Annotated in this window: 9 protein-coding genes; 4 read left to right on the forward strand and 5 right to left on the reverse strand. The window is 71.5% G+C overall.

Annotation, left to right across the window (positions count from 1 at the left end):
• Nucleotides 1–111: 111 nt before the first annotated feature.
• Both lhgO and QFZ67_RS20590 read right to left on the reverse strand, forming a co-directional pair.
• Entirely contained in the window at nucleotides 112–1,380 is a 1,269-nt protein-coding gene (gene lhgO / locus QFZ67_RS20585; protein WP_307662543.1) for an L-2-hydroxyglutarate oxidase, read from the reverse strand.
• An 89-nt stretch (nucleotides 1,381–1,469) separates the two neighbouring features.
• On the reverse strand, nucleotides 1,470–2,888 hold the full coding sequence (locus tag QFZ67_RS20590) for an MFS transporter (protein ID WP_307662544.1): 1,419 nt from the start codon (nucleotides 2,886–2,888) through the stop codon (nucleotides 1,470–1,472).
• Nucleotides 2,889–3,652: 764 nt separating this feature from the next.
• Between QFZ67_RS20590 and QFZ67_RS20595 the strand changes: the two genes are divergently transcribed.
• On the forward strand, nucleotides 3,653–5,764 hold the full coding sequence (locus QFZ67_RS20595) for an asparagine synthase-related protein (RefSeq protein ID WP_307662545.1): 2,112 nt from the start codon (nucleotides 3,653–3,655) through the stop codon (nucleotides 5,762–5,764).
• 78 nt (nucleotides 5,765–5,842) lie between these two features.
• On the opposite strand, the gene QFZ67_RS20600 is transcribed toward QFZ67_RS20595, so the two are convergent.
• Both QFZ67_RS20600 and QFZ67_RS20605 read right to left on the reverse strand, forming a co-directional pair.
• Nucleotides 5,843–7,837, reverse strand: coding sequence for a sigma-70 family RNA polymerase sigma factor (locus QFZ67_RS20600; protein WP_307662546.1), 1,995 nt, complete (start codon nucleotides 7,835–7,837; stop codon nucleotides 5,843–5,845).
• A gap of 240 nt (nucleotides 7,838–8,077) precedes the next feature.
• Nucleotides 8,078–8,836: a TetR/AcrR family transcriptional regulator gene (locus QFZ67_RS20605; RefSeq protein ID WP_307662547.1), complete on the reverse strand. Its 759-nt coding sequence runs from the start codon at nucleotides 8,834–8,836 to the stop codon at nucleotides 8,078–8,080.
• A gap of 326 nt (nucleotides 8,837–9,162) precedes the next feature.
• Here QFZ67_RS20605 and QFZ67_RS20610 point away from each other — a divergent pair, with 326 nt between their 5' ends.
• On the forward strand, nucleotides 9,163–10,686 hold the full coding sequence (locus tag QFZ67_RS20610; protein ID WP_307662548.1) for an FAD-dependent oxidoreductase: 1,524 nt from the start codon (nucleotides 9,163–9,165) through the stop codon (nucleotides 10,684–10,686).
• A gap of 116 nt (nucleotides 10,687–10,802) precedes the next feature.
• A complete protein-coding gene (locus QFZ67_RS20615) occupies nucleotides 10,803–12,452 on the forward strand; it encodes a SpoIIE family protein phosphatase (RefSeq protein WP_307662549.1) in 1,650 nt (549 codons plus the stop codon).
• 18 nt (nucleotides 12,453–12,470) lie between these two features.
• On the opposite strand, the gene QFZ67_RS20620 is transcribed toward QFZ67_RS20615, so the two are convergent.
• Nucleotides 12,471–13,745 carry an MFS transporter gene (locus tag QFZ67_RS20620; RefSeq protein WP_307662550.1) on the reverse strand — a complete coding sequence of 425 codons (1,275 nt, stop codon included), beginning with the start codon at nucleotides 13,743–13,745 and terminating at the stop codon, nucleotides 12,471–12,473.
• 145 nt (nucleotides 13,746–13,890) lie between these two features.
• On the opposite strand from QFZ67_RS20620, the gene QFZ67_RS20625 reads away from it, so the two are divergent.
• Nucleotides 13,891–14,475: a MarR family winged helix-turn-helix transcriptional regulator gene (locus QFZ67_RS20625; protein ID WP_307662551.1), complete on the forward strand. Its 585-nt coding sequence runs from the start codon at nucleotides 13,891–13,893 to the stop codon at nucleotides 14,473–14,475.
• Nucleotides 14,476–15,095: the final 620 nt, after the last annotated feature.

Here is a 15,095-nt window from a genome sequence, read left to right on the forward strand (position 1 = left end):
GGCAGTCGGCTTTGTCCGACAACGACCGGACGCTTTGTCCGCCAACGCCGGACGCTTTGAAATTACCGGGCGCCTTGAAATCAAGCGTCGAGCGGCAGGGCCCGCGCGGGGCTAGCGGCGCGACTGGGCCAGGCTGCCGCCCGTCAGCGCGGTCAGGGCCCTGCGCGCCACCTCGCGGCCGATCGGCAGCGACGCCGTCGCCGCGGGGGACGGCGCGTTCAGCACATGCACCGTCCGCGGGGCCTCGCGGATCAGGAAGTCGTCCACCAGTGTCCCGTCCCGCAGCACCGCCTGTGCCCGCACCCCCGCGGGGGCCGGGCGCAGATCGTCCTCAGTCACCACCGGGAGCAGCCTCCGCACCGCCGTCGCGAACGCCCGCCTCGAAAGCGAGCGGTGCAGCTCCCCCGCCCCGTACCGCCAGTGCCTGCGGGCGATCCGCCAGGAACCCGGCCAGGCCAGCGTCTGTGCCATGTCCCGGAGGCGGACCGCCGACCAGCTGTAGCCCTCGCGGGCCAGCGCCGGGACCGCGTTCGGCCCGACGTGGACGCCGCCGTCGATGCCGCGGGTGAGGTGGACCCCGAGGAACGGGAAGGCCGGGTCCGGGACGGGGTAGACCAGGCCCCGGACCAGCTCGGGCCGCGTCAGCTCGTAGTACTCGCCCCGGAAGGGGACGATCCGCATCCCTGGCTCGTCGCCCGCCAGCCGTGCGACCCGGTCGCAGTGCAGTCCCGCGCAATTAACGAGCACCCGCGCCCTGATCACCGCCCCCGATGCCGTACGCACCGCGACGCCCCAGCTGCGGCGGTCGATCGCGGCGGCCTCCTCGCCGTACCTGATGTCCGCGTCGGACGCGGCCCCCAGCTGCGCCGCCACCGCCCCGAAGTCGCACACTCCGGTGGTGCCGACCCGGATCGCCGCGAGGCCCCGCACCTGCGGCTCGTACTCCACGATCTGGGCGGGGCCCAGCTCCCGCACCGGAATGCCGTTCTCCCGGCCGCGCTGGACCAGTGCGTGCAGCCGCGGCAGCTCGTCCCGGCCGGTGGCCACGATCAGCTTTCCGGTGACCTTGTGCTCGATGCCGTACTCCGCGCAGAACTTGACCATCTCGGCCGCCCCGCGCACCGCGAACCGAGCCTTGAGCGACCCCGGCCGGTAGTAGATCCCGCTGTGGATCACTCCGCTGTTCCGGCCGGTCTGGTGCCGCGAGGGACCGGGCTCCTTCTCCAGGACCGTCACCCGGGTGCCGGGAGCCGCGCGCGTGAGCGCATACGCAGTCGACAGGCCGACGATCCCGCCGCCGATCACCAGCACGTCACAGTCGAAACCATGCCCATGGCTCTGCCCGTAGCCATGCGCGAAGTCCTGCCCGGACGCCGTCACCGCGTCACCTCCCACCCCGATAGTGCACTGGCCCACTGACAATGCCCTTAAACCAGGTGAGCCGGGTTGCGCGCCATCGGCCAGTAGTCCTACGCCGGAGCCACCAGCAGCGGCCGGGCCCGCTCCCGCAGCTCCACCACCCTCGGCTCGTCGCCGTACGGCTCCAGCCGGTGCAGCAGATCCCGTACGTACTCCGTGGTCCGCGCCGAGGAGATCCGCCCCGCGACCTCCACCGCGCGCGTGCCCGCCGCGCACGCCGCGTCCAGGTTTCCCGACTCCAGTTCGGCGACGGCCGACACCACGAGCCGCAGCCCGTGCGAGCGCACGAACTCCTCCGTGGGCCGCGACAGTGCCTGCTCGGTGAAGCGCCGCACCTGGCGCGGCGCCTTCAGATCGCGGTAGCACTCGGCGGCGTCCGCGGCGAACCTGTCGTACGAGTAGAAGCCCAGCCAGGACGGGTCCGCGTCGCCCTCCCGCGAGCGCTCCAGCCAGCCCTCCGCCGCCTTCAGCGCGGCCCCCGACGCCGGCGCGTCGCTCGCCTTCGCATGCGCCCGCGCCTCCACCAGCCGGAAGAAGCTCATGGTGCGGGCGGTGGCGAGGCCGCGGTTGCGCTCCAGGGCCGCCTGCGCCAGGTCCACGCCCTCGTCCGCGAAGCCGCGGTACGTCGCCTGCAGCGACATCGAAGCCAGTACGTAGCCCCCCAACGGCACGTCGGCCGCCGCGCGGGCCAGCCGCAACGCCTGGATGTAGTACCGCTGCGCCGCCTCCTGCTGACCCGTGTCGAAGGCCATCCACCCGGCCAGCCGGGTCAGTTCGGCGGCTGCGCCGAACAGCGCGCGGCCGACTTCGTCCGAATACGACCCGAGGAGCAGCGGCGCCGCGTCCACCCGCAGACACTCCGGCACCATCGACGAACGCCAGTCCCCACCCCCGTACTTGGAGTCCCAGCGCCGCGCGTCCTCCGCCGCCTCCCTGAGCTTGGCCACGTCGCTGTGACCCACGCGGGCGGGGGTGTCCTCCGCCGCGTCCACCGACCGCTCGACCGAAGAGTCGGCGGGGGTTATCAGCCATCGGGACGCGGGCGTCGCGTAAGCGCTCACTGCGAAGGAACCGGCCAGCGACTGCCAGATGCCCCCGCTGCCCGCCCGCCGCCCCGCAAGATCCAGGCGGTACAGCTCGGTGGCCGATTTCACCGCCTCGCCCACATCACGCGGGAAAGCGAGCCCGACCTCGGGGGCCGGGTCGGCGTCAGCAAGACCGATCTCGTGCAGCGGCACCGGACGGCCCAGTTTGGCGCCGATCGCGGCGGCGATGAGATGGGGCGCTGCACCCTGCGGCACCATGCCCTTGGACACCCATCTCGCCACGGAGGTCTTGTCGTATCGAAGGGTCAGACCGCGCTGCGTGCCGAGGTCGTTGACCCGCCGGGCGAGGCCGGCGTTGCTGATTCCCGCGAGGGCGAGAACGGTTCCGAGTTTTTCGTTCGGCCCGCGTTGCTCCCTGGACATGAGCCACCCCTCGACACACAGACGGCCGCCGCGTCGCTGCCTGGGCGCACGGCATTCGTGCTGTGTCCTCCGCTGGTGAACAGCTCCGAGCAGCACTGGGGTCCCGGCTGCAAAAGCACCTGGCCGAGCCCCTCGGAATATGCACCCGTGCGGAGAACATCAGTAAACCCAGCGTAGTTCGCCGCATCCCGACCGTTAAGAGGCGGTGTTCCGTATGGCGAGATTGTTGTGTGTTGGAGGAGACGGTGGGTGGATGGCGGGTCGTCGTCCTGCTCCCTGGCGTGCTCCGGGCGTGTGGCCGTGCGCCCGTCCGTGCGCTCTGGCCGGGCCGGTGGGCGAGCGCTTCGATGAGTCCTGCGTGGGTCGGCCCGCTGCGTACTGGAACCAGTGGGCTGGGGGACACCGCTGCCTCAATCCCCGCGGGTGGCGGACCGGTCCGGGAGGCGAACAGCGCCTCCCGGACTGTGTGTGCACCGGTGATGGACGGGTCAGCGATCCGGAGAATGTCCGCAGAATGGCTGAATGCCGACCGTCCCTTGCGTCCCTTTTGCGCCTTTGCGGGCGTCGGCCGTCCTTACCGTCGTGCCCTGGATGTGTCCTGGAACGTCGTCAAATCGCCAATGCCAGGGGCGCGTTCGCTTTTTGCGCGTGCGACCCGGAGCCCCTCCTGTGCGCCGCCTTCGTGGCAGCATGTTCCCGAAGCGGCATGTCCCCGAACGGCTACGGCCAGGGGCCGGGTTTGTCCACAGCCTGTGGAGGCGGCGATGCGGTGGTTGGTGGGCTGGAGCAGTATCGCCGCGAACTTCGGTACGGCCGGGGCCGTCGGGGCGTCCGACGAGGGCCGTACCGTCCACCCCGTGGGCGCCCAACTCCTGTGGGGCGACCCGGATCCACTCTGGGCGGTTGGCGACTGGCGACCGGACGAGGTGCGCATAGTCACCGTCGATTCCATCACCAAGCTCGCCGTCCTCGGCTGCTGCGCGGCCACTGACGAGGAGCTGCGCGTCGGGCTCTTCGCGGCGCGCGGCGGGGCGCTGCGGCATCTGACCGCGTGGGCCGGCAGCTATACGTGCGTCGTGCAGGTCGGCCGCCGGATCACGATCGTCGGCGATCTCGCCGGGGCGAGACCCGTCTTCTACACGCCCTGGGCGAACGGCACCGCGTACGCAACCGCCGCGCTGCCGCTCGCCGACCTGATCGAAGCACAGCTGGACATCGGGCACTTGGCGGCGCTGCTCGCCTGCCCGGAGACGCCGGAGGCGCTGCGCGACTCGACTCCGTACGACGGTGTGAAGCGCATCCCACCGGGACACGCGCTGATCCTGCGCGAGGGTTCGAGGGAGATCACCGGATACGAGCCGGTGGCCTCGCTCGCCGTGGCCGGGCCGCAGATCGAGGCGGAGCGCGCGGTGGACGGCGTACGGGACGCGCTGATCGATGCGGTACGGGCCAGGCTCACCGCGCCACGGCACGCGCCCGAGACCCTGCCGTCCGACCCCGGGCCCGTACCGGGGATGGGGCCTGCGGATCGGCGCGCCGCGCGCGGGGGTCCGGCTCCGGGGATCGGCGCGGACCTGTCCGGCGGCAGCGCGTCCGGCACGATCGCGCTGCTGGCGGCGGGGCTGCCGGGACGGCCGGGCACGGTGCTCGGCCATGGCACGGGCGCGGGGGAGCGGCTGCTCGCCGTCACCTTCAACGATCTGGTGACGGGCGGGCGCGAGGCGGAAGAAGCAGCCGAGCTGGAACGGGCGCGGGCGATCGCGGCGAATCCGCGGCTGCACCATGTGGTGGTCGCGGCCGGGGAGGAGAGCCTGCCTTACGCGGGCCTCGACGGGCAGTTGACCGACGAGCCCGCGCCGTCGCTGGTCAGGGCGGAACGTCACCGCAGCCGACTGGCCGCGGGGAGCGCCGACCACTTCACGGGGGCGGGTGCGCGGCAGGTCCTGGACGCGCATCCGGCGCGGCTGGCGGACCTGCTGCTGGACCGGCGGCGTCGTCATCTGCTGCGCCCGGCCGCGGCGTTGGCGCGCGCCGAGGGCCCCTCGCCGCAGTCGCTGTTCATCCCGCTGACGGTGTACCGGGCGGCGCGGCGGCTGGCCCGTACGCCCTACCGCACCGGCCTGGAGACGGCGGCGGACCACCTGCTCGAGGCGAACCGGCCCGGCGGCCTGCGGGGCGGCACCGGGCCGCTGGGTGCGTCGCTCGCCGCGCTGACCTGGTCCCGGCCGGGGCCTGCCGCGCGCTGGCTGACGGGTGAGGCGCTTGCTGAAGTATCGGTTCGCCTGACGGTGGCGGCGACGCGCCCGACGTCGGTCCAGCGCCCCGGCGAGGCCCGCGCCCGGGCGGCGCTGACCCGCCACGCGTCGGACCAGCGGATCCTGGAACAGGCTGCGGAAATCCGCAGCCAGCGCCTGCATGCGCCCTTTCTGGACAACCAGGTCGTACGGGCCTGCCGCGACCTTCCCGAATCGCTACGGGTCAAGCCGGGCGCCCGCGCTGAAATCCTCCGCAAGGTCCTCGCCGGCGCGGGCATCCATGACCTGCCCCCCGGCTGGGGCGCGACGACCCACGCCTCGTCCACGGCAGCGGCCCGCACGGGCCTGCGCGCCTCGCTCCCCCACCTGATCGCCCTCTTCGACGTCCCGCTGCTCGCGGACGCGGGCCTGGTGGAGGCCCGCGTCATCCGCAAGGCCCTGCGCGCGGCGTCGGAGGGCGAACCGGTCCCGCTGGACGGCCTGGCGGACCTCATCTCGACGGAACTGTGGCTACGGCGGCTGCTCTCGCGCCGGGGCACATGCTGGACGGGCACGGCGGCGCCGAGGCAGAGGGCGGTCGCGGGAGGGGTTCCGCCGAGACCGACGCTGCAGTCGGGGTGACGGCTGCGGGGTGACGGCTTCGGGGTGACGGCTGCGGGGCGGCCCGGGGCCGTGGGGCCGGGCTGAAGTCGGGCTCGGTCAGCGGCAGCTGATCCGGGACTGGGCCCAGTCTCCGAACGCCGCCGAGTCGAGCGCCTTCTGCGGTTCGACGACCAGCCGGATCGTCTTCAGTCCGGCGAGCGACACATGCACCGGCACGGCCGCGTCCCCACCGCGCATCACCGGGGACCGCCGCAGCCGCTCGCCGTCGCCGTAGACGGAGAAGCGCATCGCGCCCAGGCCCAGCGTCAGGTCGTCGACCCCGACCAGCGCGTCGTAACTGGCGCACTGCCGGTTGAGGTCGATGGTGACGGAGGACTTGGCGTGCACGGTCACCCCGTGTCCGTACCGCCTGCCGTCGATCGACATCCCCGAGCGCTGCCAGAGCCAGCTGCTCCCACGCAGGCGCACCTCGGGCCGGGTGTGGTCGCCCAACAGGCCGTACTCCAGACGGTTGACCTGGTACACCCGCAGGGCCGACGCGGGCGGCGGGGTGGGCGTCGGCTCAGGCGTGGGCTTGGGGGCGGGCGGGGCCGACGGCTTGGGCTCTGGCTGGGCAGGCGTGGGCTCGGGCGTCGAAGTCGAAGTCGGCTCGGCGGTCGGCGTGGGCGCCGGCGCGGCCGTGGAATTCTTCGGCGGTGCGGTCGGCTCCGACGGGGTCGGGTCCGCCGCGGACCGCGCCGGGGGCTCCGGCTTCGATGACGGCGCGGGCTTCTGCGGTACGACGGGTTGCGCGGCCGAGGGCTTCGCCTCGGGCTGCGGCGCGGTCTTGGGGCCGTCGCCCGAGAACGCCCACACCAGCCCGGCGGCCGCCGCGACGGCCACCGCCGCCGCGATACCGGCCTTCGCCGGTGCGCCCAGTCCCTCCGATGCCGCGGCTCCACCAGCCACAACCCCGGAGCCGCCCGACGCACCGCCCGACGCACCGCCCGTGGCAGCGGCGGCCGCACCGGCTCCCGCGGCCCCGCCGGCCACGACCCCGGCGACCTTGAGGGAGTACCCGGCGGCGAACCAGCCGATGACCGCGACCGGCAGCAGCGCCGGAATCCCGGCGTTGACATGCGCGAGCTCGCGCGCGGCCAGCCGGCACCTGGGGCATTCGTCCAGGTGCTTGCGCAGCCCCCGCTCGGCCCGCATCCGCAGACCCCCGCGGGCATACGCACCCAGCCGGTCTGCGTACCGGGCGCAGTCGCCACCGGAGGTGAGCGCGGTGCTCACATGGGCCTGCAAATAGGCCTGCTTGAGGCCCTCGCGGGCCCGGCTGGCCAGCACCGCCGTGGCGTTGGCGGTCAGCCCGAAGAGCGGCGCGACCTCGCTCGGCGACTCCTCCTCGACGGTGGTGTGCCAGAGCACCGCCTGCCAGCGCTCGGGCAGCGAGCGGAAGGCCCGGATGGCCAGCGACTGCTCGGCCTCGTGCATCGCGCGCACATCGGCGCCCAGGTCGAGCGCGGCGTCGCGGGCCGCGTCCGAGCTGCGGACGGCCTCCGCGGCGAACACCGCGAAGTCCTCGACCAGTTGCTCCCGCTTTGCCGTTTTCATCCAGGTGGCGGCGACTCGCCGGACGGTCGTGAGGAGATACGCCCGCACCGCGTGCTCGGGCCCCGAGCCCCCGCGTACCGCCTGGAGTGTTCGCGCGAACACCTCGGCCGTCAGATCGTCGGCGGTGTGCGCGTCCCGGCAGCAGGTGCGCGCATACCGGCGGACGGCCACCGAGTGGCGGCGGAACAACTCCTCATAGGCGCTGTCGTCGCCGTCCCGCATCCGCTGGATCAACTGGGCGTCGGACGCCGGCAGTTCGCGCGGCGGAGTTACGGAGTCTAGGTTCCCGCCCTCGCGCTGCGACGGCACGACATGCTCGTGCACGCCACCCACCCCGGAACCGGACGCGCCGGACGCGTCGGGGGGACCCGAGGCACCAGGCACCCCGGACGACCCACCGGGCCCGCCCTGGCCCGGCACCTGGCGAGAGGGCAGCGCGGCCCGCTCAGTGCCGCCCGATCCATCGAGTAACTCGTCCCGACCGTCACCGCTCATCGCGGAAGCCCCCGTAAAGCACCATCAGACCCGAACACCGGCCAAGAGTGCCACAGAGCGGCATGAGTCCATACCCTCTGTCACGTCAACCACTCATCCGGGGAGGCTTCCCGAATCCGAGCCACCCCTCACTCGTTCGGGGAAGGCTCAACCGGCCTTGTGTAAAAGTCAGTTGGCGAGCAGGCCAGGGCAGAGCCGGCGGGCAGAGCCGGCGGATCGCTCACTCACCGCCGGCGCACCTCACGCGGATCGCGACCGCAGGCCCTCCAGCAGGATGTCCAGCAGCCGGGCCGAAGCCGCCGCCTGCTGTGCCGCATCCGGCAGCGAAGGCGCGGCCGTGGCTATCACCAGCAGCACGTCCGCCACGGTCACATCGTCGCGCAGCTCACCTGCCGCCCGCGCCCGGTCGACCAGCTGCCCCACGACTTCCAGCAGATCCGCCGCGCCCGTGTCGTCCTGCTCATCGGCCGGCACCGGACGCGGCCCGACCACCCGCAGGCCGGGCTGCGCGCCGACCCGCTGAAGCGGCACCCGCGCCCCGTCCCGTACGCCGGCCGTCGCCTCGTCTCCGTCCACGCCCACCCGCAGCACCTGCGGCGGCAGCAGCCGTCCCGCGCCAGAAGCCACCGACGTACGCAGGAAACGGGAGAGCGCCGACCACGGCTCCTCCTCCTGCCCCAGAGCCGTACGCGCCTGCTCCGTCAGCCGGGAGGTCTCCTCCTCGGCTATCCGCCGCACCAGCACGTCCTTGCTCGGGAAGCGGCGGTACACCGTCCCGACGCCGACCCTGGCCCGGCGCGCCACGTCCTCCATCGGCGCGCCGTACCCCAGCTCGCCGAACACCTCGCGCGCAGCTCGCAGTACATGCTCGAGATTGCGCTGTGCGTCCACACGCAGCGGCGCCGAGCGGCTGGCCCCGCCCGATCCCGCCCGTCCGTTCCCGTCGGCCGTCGAACCCTGTGCGACGGCAGCCTGCCAATGCGAATCCTGAATGGTCATACACGTTCCCCCGGTCATGATGTCTCCCCCCGGAGACCTCCCCGCCCAGTCTGTCGAGCGTGCCTTGACCGGACACCCCGACGAGGTACGAACATAGTTGAGCCAGGGTCAATTCAGAAGGGGGTAGTTCCGCACAGAGCGCCCCCCGATCGGAGCAAGGGCCGGAAGGTTCCTGTTTAGGCCCCCTCCCGCAACCCCCCTCGCAGGGTCTGACCTGCACACCTTCCTCGCCGCCCGGCGGAGCGCCGCCGCAGAGTGGCGTGAAGCCTCCGGTCACACAATTTGCCGAGGCTGTGGACAAACGCCTGAGGTCGTTGCCTCATGGGATGGTGAAGGCTGCTAACTTCCGGGGGACGACCCCCGGCCCCCCGCAGGGCGCGCGCATTCTCGTCGTCGGCGGCGGCTACGTCGGGATGTACACGGCACTGCGTCTCCAGCGGAAACTGAAGCAGGAGCTGGCACGTGGCGAGGCGGAGATCATGGTGGTCGCGCCCGAGCCCTACATGACCTATCAGCCCTTCCTCCCGGAAGCGGCCGCCGGTTCCATCTCCCCGCGTCATGTCGTGGTCCCCCTGCGCCGCGTGCTCAGCCAGTGCAAGATCGTCATCGGCGAGGCCAAGGCAGTCGACCACGGCAAGCGCACCGCGACCGTCGCCACCCTCGCCACCTTGGAAGAGGGCACCGGCCCGGTGGAGATCACCTACGACGAACTCGTCATCGCGCCGGGGTCGGTCTCCCGCACCCTCCCGATTCCCGGCCTCGCCGACTACGCCATCGGCTTCAAGACCGTCGAGGAAGCCATCGGCCTGCGCAACCACGTCATCGAGCAGATGGACATCGCCTCCTCCACCCGCGACCCCGCGATCCGCGACGCGGCCCTCACCTTCGTCGTCGTCGGCGGTGGCTACGCGGGCGTGGAGGCACTCGCCGAGCTGGAGGACATGGCCCGCTACACCGCGCGCTACTACCACAACATCAAGCCCGAGGACCTGAAGTGGATCCTCGTCGAGGCCAGCAACCGCATCCTCCCCGAGGTCGGCGAGGAGATGGGCAAGTACGCCATCCGCGAGTTGCGTTCGCGCAATATCGACGTACGCCTCGAAACCCGCCTGGACTCCTGCGAGGACCGTGTCGCCGTACTCAGCGACGGCACCCGCTTCCCGACCCGCACGGTCGTCTGGACCGCGGGCGTCAAGCCGGCGCCCGTCCTCGCCGCCACGGACCTGCCGCTCAATGAGCGCGGCCGGCTCGTCTGCACCGCCAAGCTCACCGTCGCCGGCGTCGACCACGCCTGGGCAGCAGGCGACGCCGCGGCCGTCCCGGACGTCACCGCCGAAGAGCCGGGCAAGGAATGCGCGCCCAACGCCCAGCACGCAGTGCGCCAGACCAAGGTCCTCGCCGAGAACATCACGGCGTCGCTGCGCGGCGAGCCCTTCAAGGAGTACGCCCACAAGTACGTCGGATCGGTCGCTTCCCTCGGCCTCCACAAGGGCGTCGCGCATATCTACGGCCGTAAGCTCAAGGGTTATCCGGCCTGGCTGATGCACCGCGTGTATCACCTCAGCCGCGTCCCCACCTTCAACCGCAAGGCCCGGGTGCTCGCCGAGTGGACCTTGTCCGGGCTGTTCAAACGCGAGATCGTCTCCCTCGGCTCGCTGGAACACCCGCGCGCCGAATTCGAACTCGCCGCGGGCGGCAGACGCCCGGGCCACGGGCCGGACAGCGCACCGCACCACGGACCCAAACCGGGGCCCAAACCCGGCTCCCAGCCCGGCTCCCCGCCCGGACCGAAGGCCGAACCCGAGCCCGGCTCCGACGACGACCCGCAGAGTGGCTCCAGAGGGAACTGAGGGAACTGGACGACGAGGACTGTCAGTCCGGTCGGTCACACTGGACGTGTGACCATAGATGGGCTCACACCTGCACAGAGTGACCCTTGGCGACAACCATTGAGGCTAGAAAGTCAGTGAACTTCACGCGTTGGAGCGCAAGGCTCCCCGGGACGCAGCGCCGCGCCGCAGCGCGGAGGACCGACCGTGGGATCTCCCCCGCTCAGCGAGGGGAAGGCTCCGTGCCGGCGGCCCGTGTCGAGTACGAACAGCAGCCGGAGCCCCTGTCCGGCGTCCCCGCCCTTGATGACTTCTCCGTGCCCGAGATCCTCGGCCGCCTGCCCGCCCTGGTCGCCGTGGTGTACGGCACCGAGCACCGCGTCGCGTACGTCAACGACGCGTACGCCTCGGCCTTCGGCCACCGCCAAGCCGGCGCGGCCGCCGCCGACACCTGCCCCGAGCTCGCCGAACTGGGCCTGCTGCCGCTCATGGACCAGGTGCTGCGCAGCGGCAAGCCCCGCACCGTCAAGTCCCGCAAGGTTCACGGCCAAGGCTCGTACACCGTCACCTGCCTGCCCGCCGAGAGCCTCAAGGAAGGCGGCGGAGTCCTCGTCTTCGCCGCCGACGTCACCGACCACGCCGAGGCAGCCGAGCGGCTGCGCGCCAGCGAGCGCCGCCACCGCGAGACCGCTGTCACCCTCCAGAGATCGCTGCTCCCGCAGGAGCTGGAGCAGCCCGACGATCTGCGCATCGCCGCGACATATCAACCGGGCGGCACGGACGCCGCGGTCGGCGGCGACTGGTACGACGTCATCACCCTCGGCGCCGGCCGCACCGCACTAGTCATCGGCGACGTGATGGGCCGCGGCGTGCGCGCGGCCGCCGTCATGGGCCAGCTCCGCACGGCCGTGCGCGCCTACGCCCGCCTCGACCTCCCGCCGCACGAGGTGCTTCAGCTGCTCGACGGCCTGGCCTCCGAGATCGACGCCAGCCAGATCGCCACCTGCGTCTACGCCGTCCACGACCCGAACGAAGGCCGGCTCGTGTACGCGTCGGCGGGCCATCTCCCGATCCTCGTACGGGACGAGGACGGCACGGTCCGCCGCGCCGAGGAACCGACGGGCCCGCCGCTCGGCACCGGCGGCTGGCTCCACACGTCCGGCACCATCGCCCTCCCGCCCGGCTCCAGTGCCGTCCTCTATACGGACGGTCTTGTCGAGCGCCGCGGCGAGGACATCGACGAGGGAGTGGCCGCCCTTGAGCGCGCGCTCCGCGGAGCGACCGGCACGCCGCAGGTCGTCTGCGACCGTCTGATCCGCTCCCTGGGAGTGACCGCGGAGCACGACGACGACGTGGCCGTACTGGTCGTGCAACACCCCACGCGTACGGGCGTGTCCGCCGAGCTCTTCCACAACGCCGCCCTAGAGCTGCTCGGCGGCATCGAAGCGGCGCCGCGCGCCCGCGCTTTCGCCTCCGGCGTCCTGGCCTCCTGGCGTTTCTCCCCCGAGCTGCACGATCTGGGGGTGCTGGCCGCCAGCGAACTGGTCGCCAACTCCCTCCAGCACGGCACCCCGCCCATGCGCCTCAGACTCCGCCGCACCGACCGCCGCCTGATCATCGAAGTGACGGACGGCGACGATCACCTGCCGCGCCGCCGCCGCGCGGAAACGGAAGACGAGGCAGGCCGCGGGATTTCCATCGTCGCGACGATCGCCTCGTCCTGGGGGAGCCGCCGCACTCCTGGCGGCGGCAAAGCGGTGTGGTGCGAGTTCGCCCTGCCCGCGTAGTCCTTCCCGCGTGCCTCGTCAGGCAGCGGGCTCCAGCTGCTCGGCCGGCTTGTGCGTGGCGACCACCCGCGACCTCGACACGAGCGAGGGCTGGTCCTGTACGGGAGTGAGCCGTCTGCCCAGCCGCAGCGCCAGCACGCTGATGCCGAGCGAGAACAGCACGAACGTCACGATGTACGGACCGTGCAGCGCGGCCCCCATCGGGCCGCCCACGGCCGGACCGACCGCCAGCGCGAGCTGCTTGACCAGGGCGAAAGCGGAGTTGTACTGCCCGACCATCGCCTCCGGCGCCAGATCGGCGACAAGCGGCGCGACGGTCGGCGACAGCATCGCCTCACCGAGCCCGAAGAGCCCGTACGCGGAGACGAACGCGGCGGTCGCCATCGCCTGGCTGCCGTGCCCGAGCCCTGCGTACCCCGCCGCGATCCACGCGACGGCCCAGATCAGCCCGACGGCTGCGATCACCCGGCTGCGCCTGCGCCGCTCGACGAACTTCAGCACGACGAACTGCGCGACCACGATCACCGCGGTGTTGGCGGCCAGCGCCGTCCCGAGGGTCGCGGGCTCGATCCCGGCGGCCTCGGTCCCGTACGCGGCGAGCCCCGACTCGAACTGTCCGTAGCAGGCGAAGAAGAGGACAAAGCCCAGCACGCACAGCTGCACCATGGCCCGGTGCCCGAGCAGCGCGCGCATCCCGCCCTTGGCCTTGGCCTCGGTGTTCTCGGGCCGCGCCTCCTGCAGCGAGAGGGAACGCGGCAGCCGCACACTGATTGCGATCCCCGCGAGCACCAGGAACATCGCGGCCTCGATGCCGAACAGCAGGACGAAGCTGCCCGGCCGGCTCTCGTCGACGATGTGCCCGCCGATCAGCCCGCCGATGCCGAGCCCGAGGTTCTGCAGAAAGAACTGCGTGGCGAAGGCGCGGGTACGGGTCGAGGCCTCCGAGCTCCAGACGATCATCGTCGCGAGCGCGGGCTGCATCACGGCCGTACCGGCCCCGAGCAGCGCGGCCGACAGCACGACGGCCGGCACACTCCCCGCGAGCCCCATCGACGCCGCGCCGACGGACGCGAGCACGGCAGCCCCCACCAGCACGGGCAGCGGCCCGCGCCGGTCGATGACCCGCCCGGTGAAGGGGAGGGCGACGAGTGCGGCCATCGCGAAGACGGCGAGGACGGCACCGGCCGTCGTCGCGCCCAGGTCCCGCACCTGCGCCACATAGACGTAGAGATACGGAACGGTGAAGCCGAGTCCGAACGCGCTCAGCGCGTTCCCCGCCTGAATCCGGCGCATCGCTGCACCCGTCGCCCTGGTCACACTCACCTGCCTTGAGGTCTTGAAGGACTGAAGTCTGAAGACTTCAAAACTAAAGTTCGAACCTCAACAGTACACAGTGAAGGACTTCAACGCCAACGCACTCCATGCGATACTTCGGCGCATGCCAACCGAGAGCCCCGAGGGCCCCGAGTCGCCCGGCAGCCCCGGCCCCGGCCTGCAGGAGCCGAGCCTCGACGAACAGATCGCCGCCTATCAGCGAGAGTTCGGCGACCTGGACCCCCAGGTCGAAAAGGTCGTCTCGGCCCTGGGCCGCCTCAACCGCCGGATGAACGTCGCATACGGCCGCCAGGTCGCCGAGCTCGGCATCAGCAACGCCGAGTGGGAGGTCCTGAAGAGCCTGGTGCTCGCGGGGGCCCCGTACCGGATGGGCCCGGGCGAACTCGCAAAGCGCCTCGGCCTCACCCCGGCCGCGATGACCCACCGCATCGACCGCATGGCGAACGAGGGCCTGGTCACCCGCGACCGCGACGAGACCAACCGGGTGCGGGTCATCGTGGAACTGACGGACGAGGGCCGTACGAAGTGGCTCGAGGCGATGCGCATGGCCACGAACTTCGAGGAGGACTTGCTCCAGGACCTCTCGTCGGACGAACGGGCCTTGCTCGGTGAGCTCCTGATCCGCGTCCTGCGCCGCGTGGAACACGCCCAGCCGGACGCCGGCGGCAGGCTCACCGACCTGGACTAGGACCCCGGTGGGGCGGAGTTGACACACCCTTCACCCGTACGTAAGGTTCTTCGAGTTGTCACGGAGCCGGAACAGTTCCGCGACAGCCACTCCCGCCGCGAATGCGGCAACCAACTCAGCACGATCTCCCAGCCGGGATGAATTTCGGCATGCCGTAATTCATTTTGAAGACTCGATTATGAGTCGCCCGGGAAATCCGCTAGAGTTTGGACGTCGGAACGGCCCAACAGCCGGAAAGGCAACCCGAGTTCGACCGGGAATCAGACCCGAAAGGATCTGATAGAGTCGGCACCGCCGGAAAGCCGAAAGGCCGGAAAGCGAGCCCCTTCTGACGGGGAATCGGACACGAAAGAGTCTGATAGAGTCGGAAACGCAAGACCGAAGGGAAGCGCCCGGAGGAAAGCCTCAGAAAATGTTCTGCGGTGAGTACGAAGGAAGCGTCCGTTCCTTGAGAACTCAACAGCGTGCCAAAAGTCAACGCCAGATATGTTGATACCCCGTCCATCTTCGGATGGTCGTGGTTCCTTTGAAGTCCTACTGGCCCATGTGGCGGGTAGGCATTTACACAGCGAGGATGCTGTGGACGGCAGGCCTTATTCCGGTCTGACCGTTCCGCTCTC

Source organism: Streptomyces sp. V1I1, from assembly GCF_030817355.1.
GTDB lineage: Bacteria > Actinomycetota > Actinomycetes > Streptomycetales > Streptomycetaceae > Streptomyces.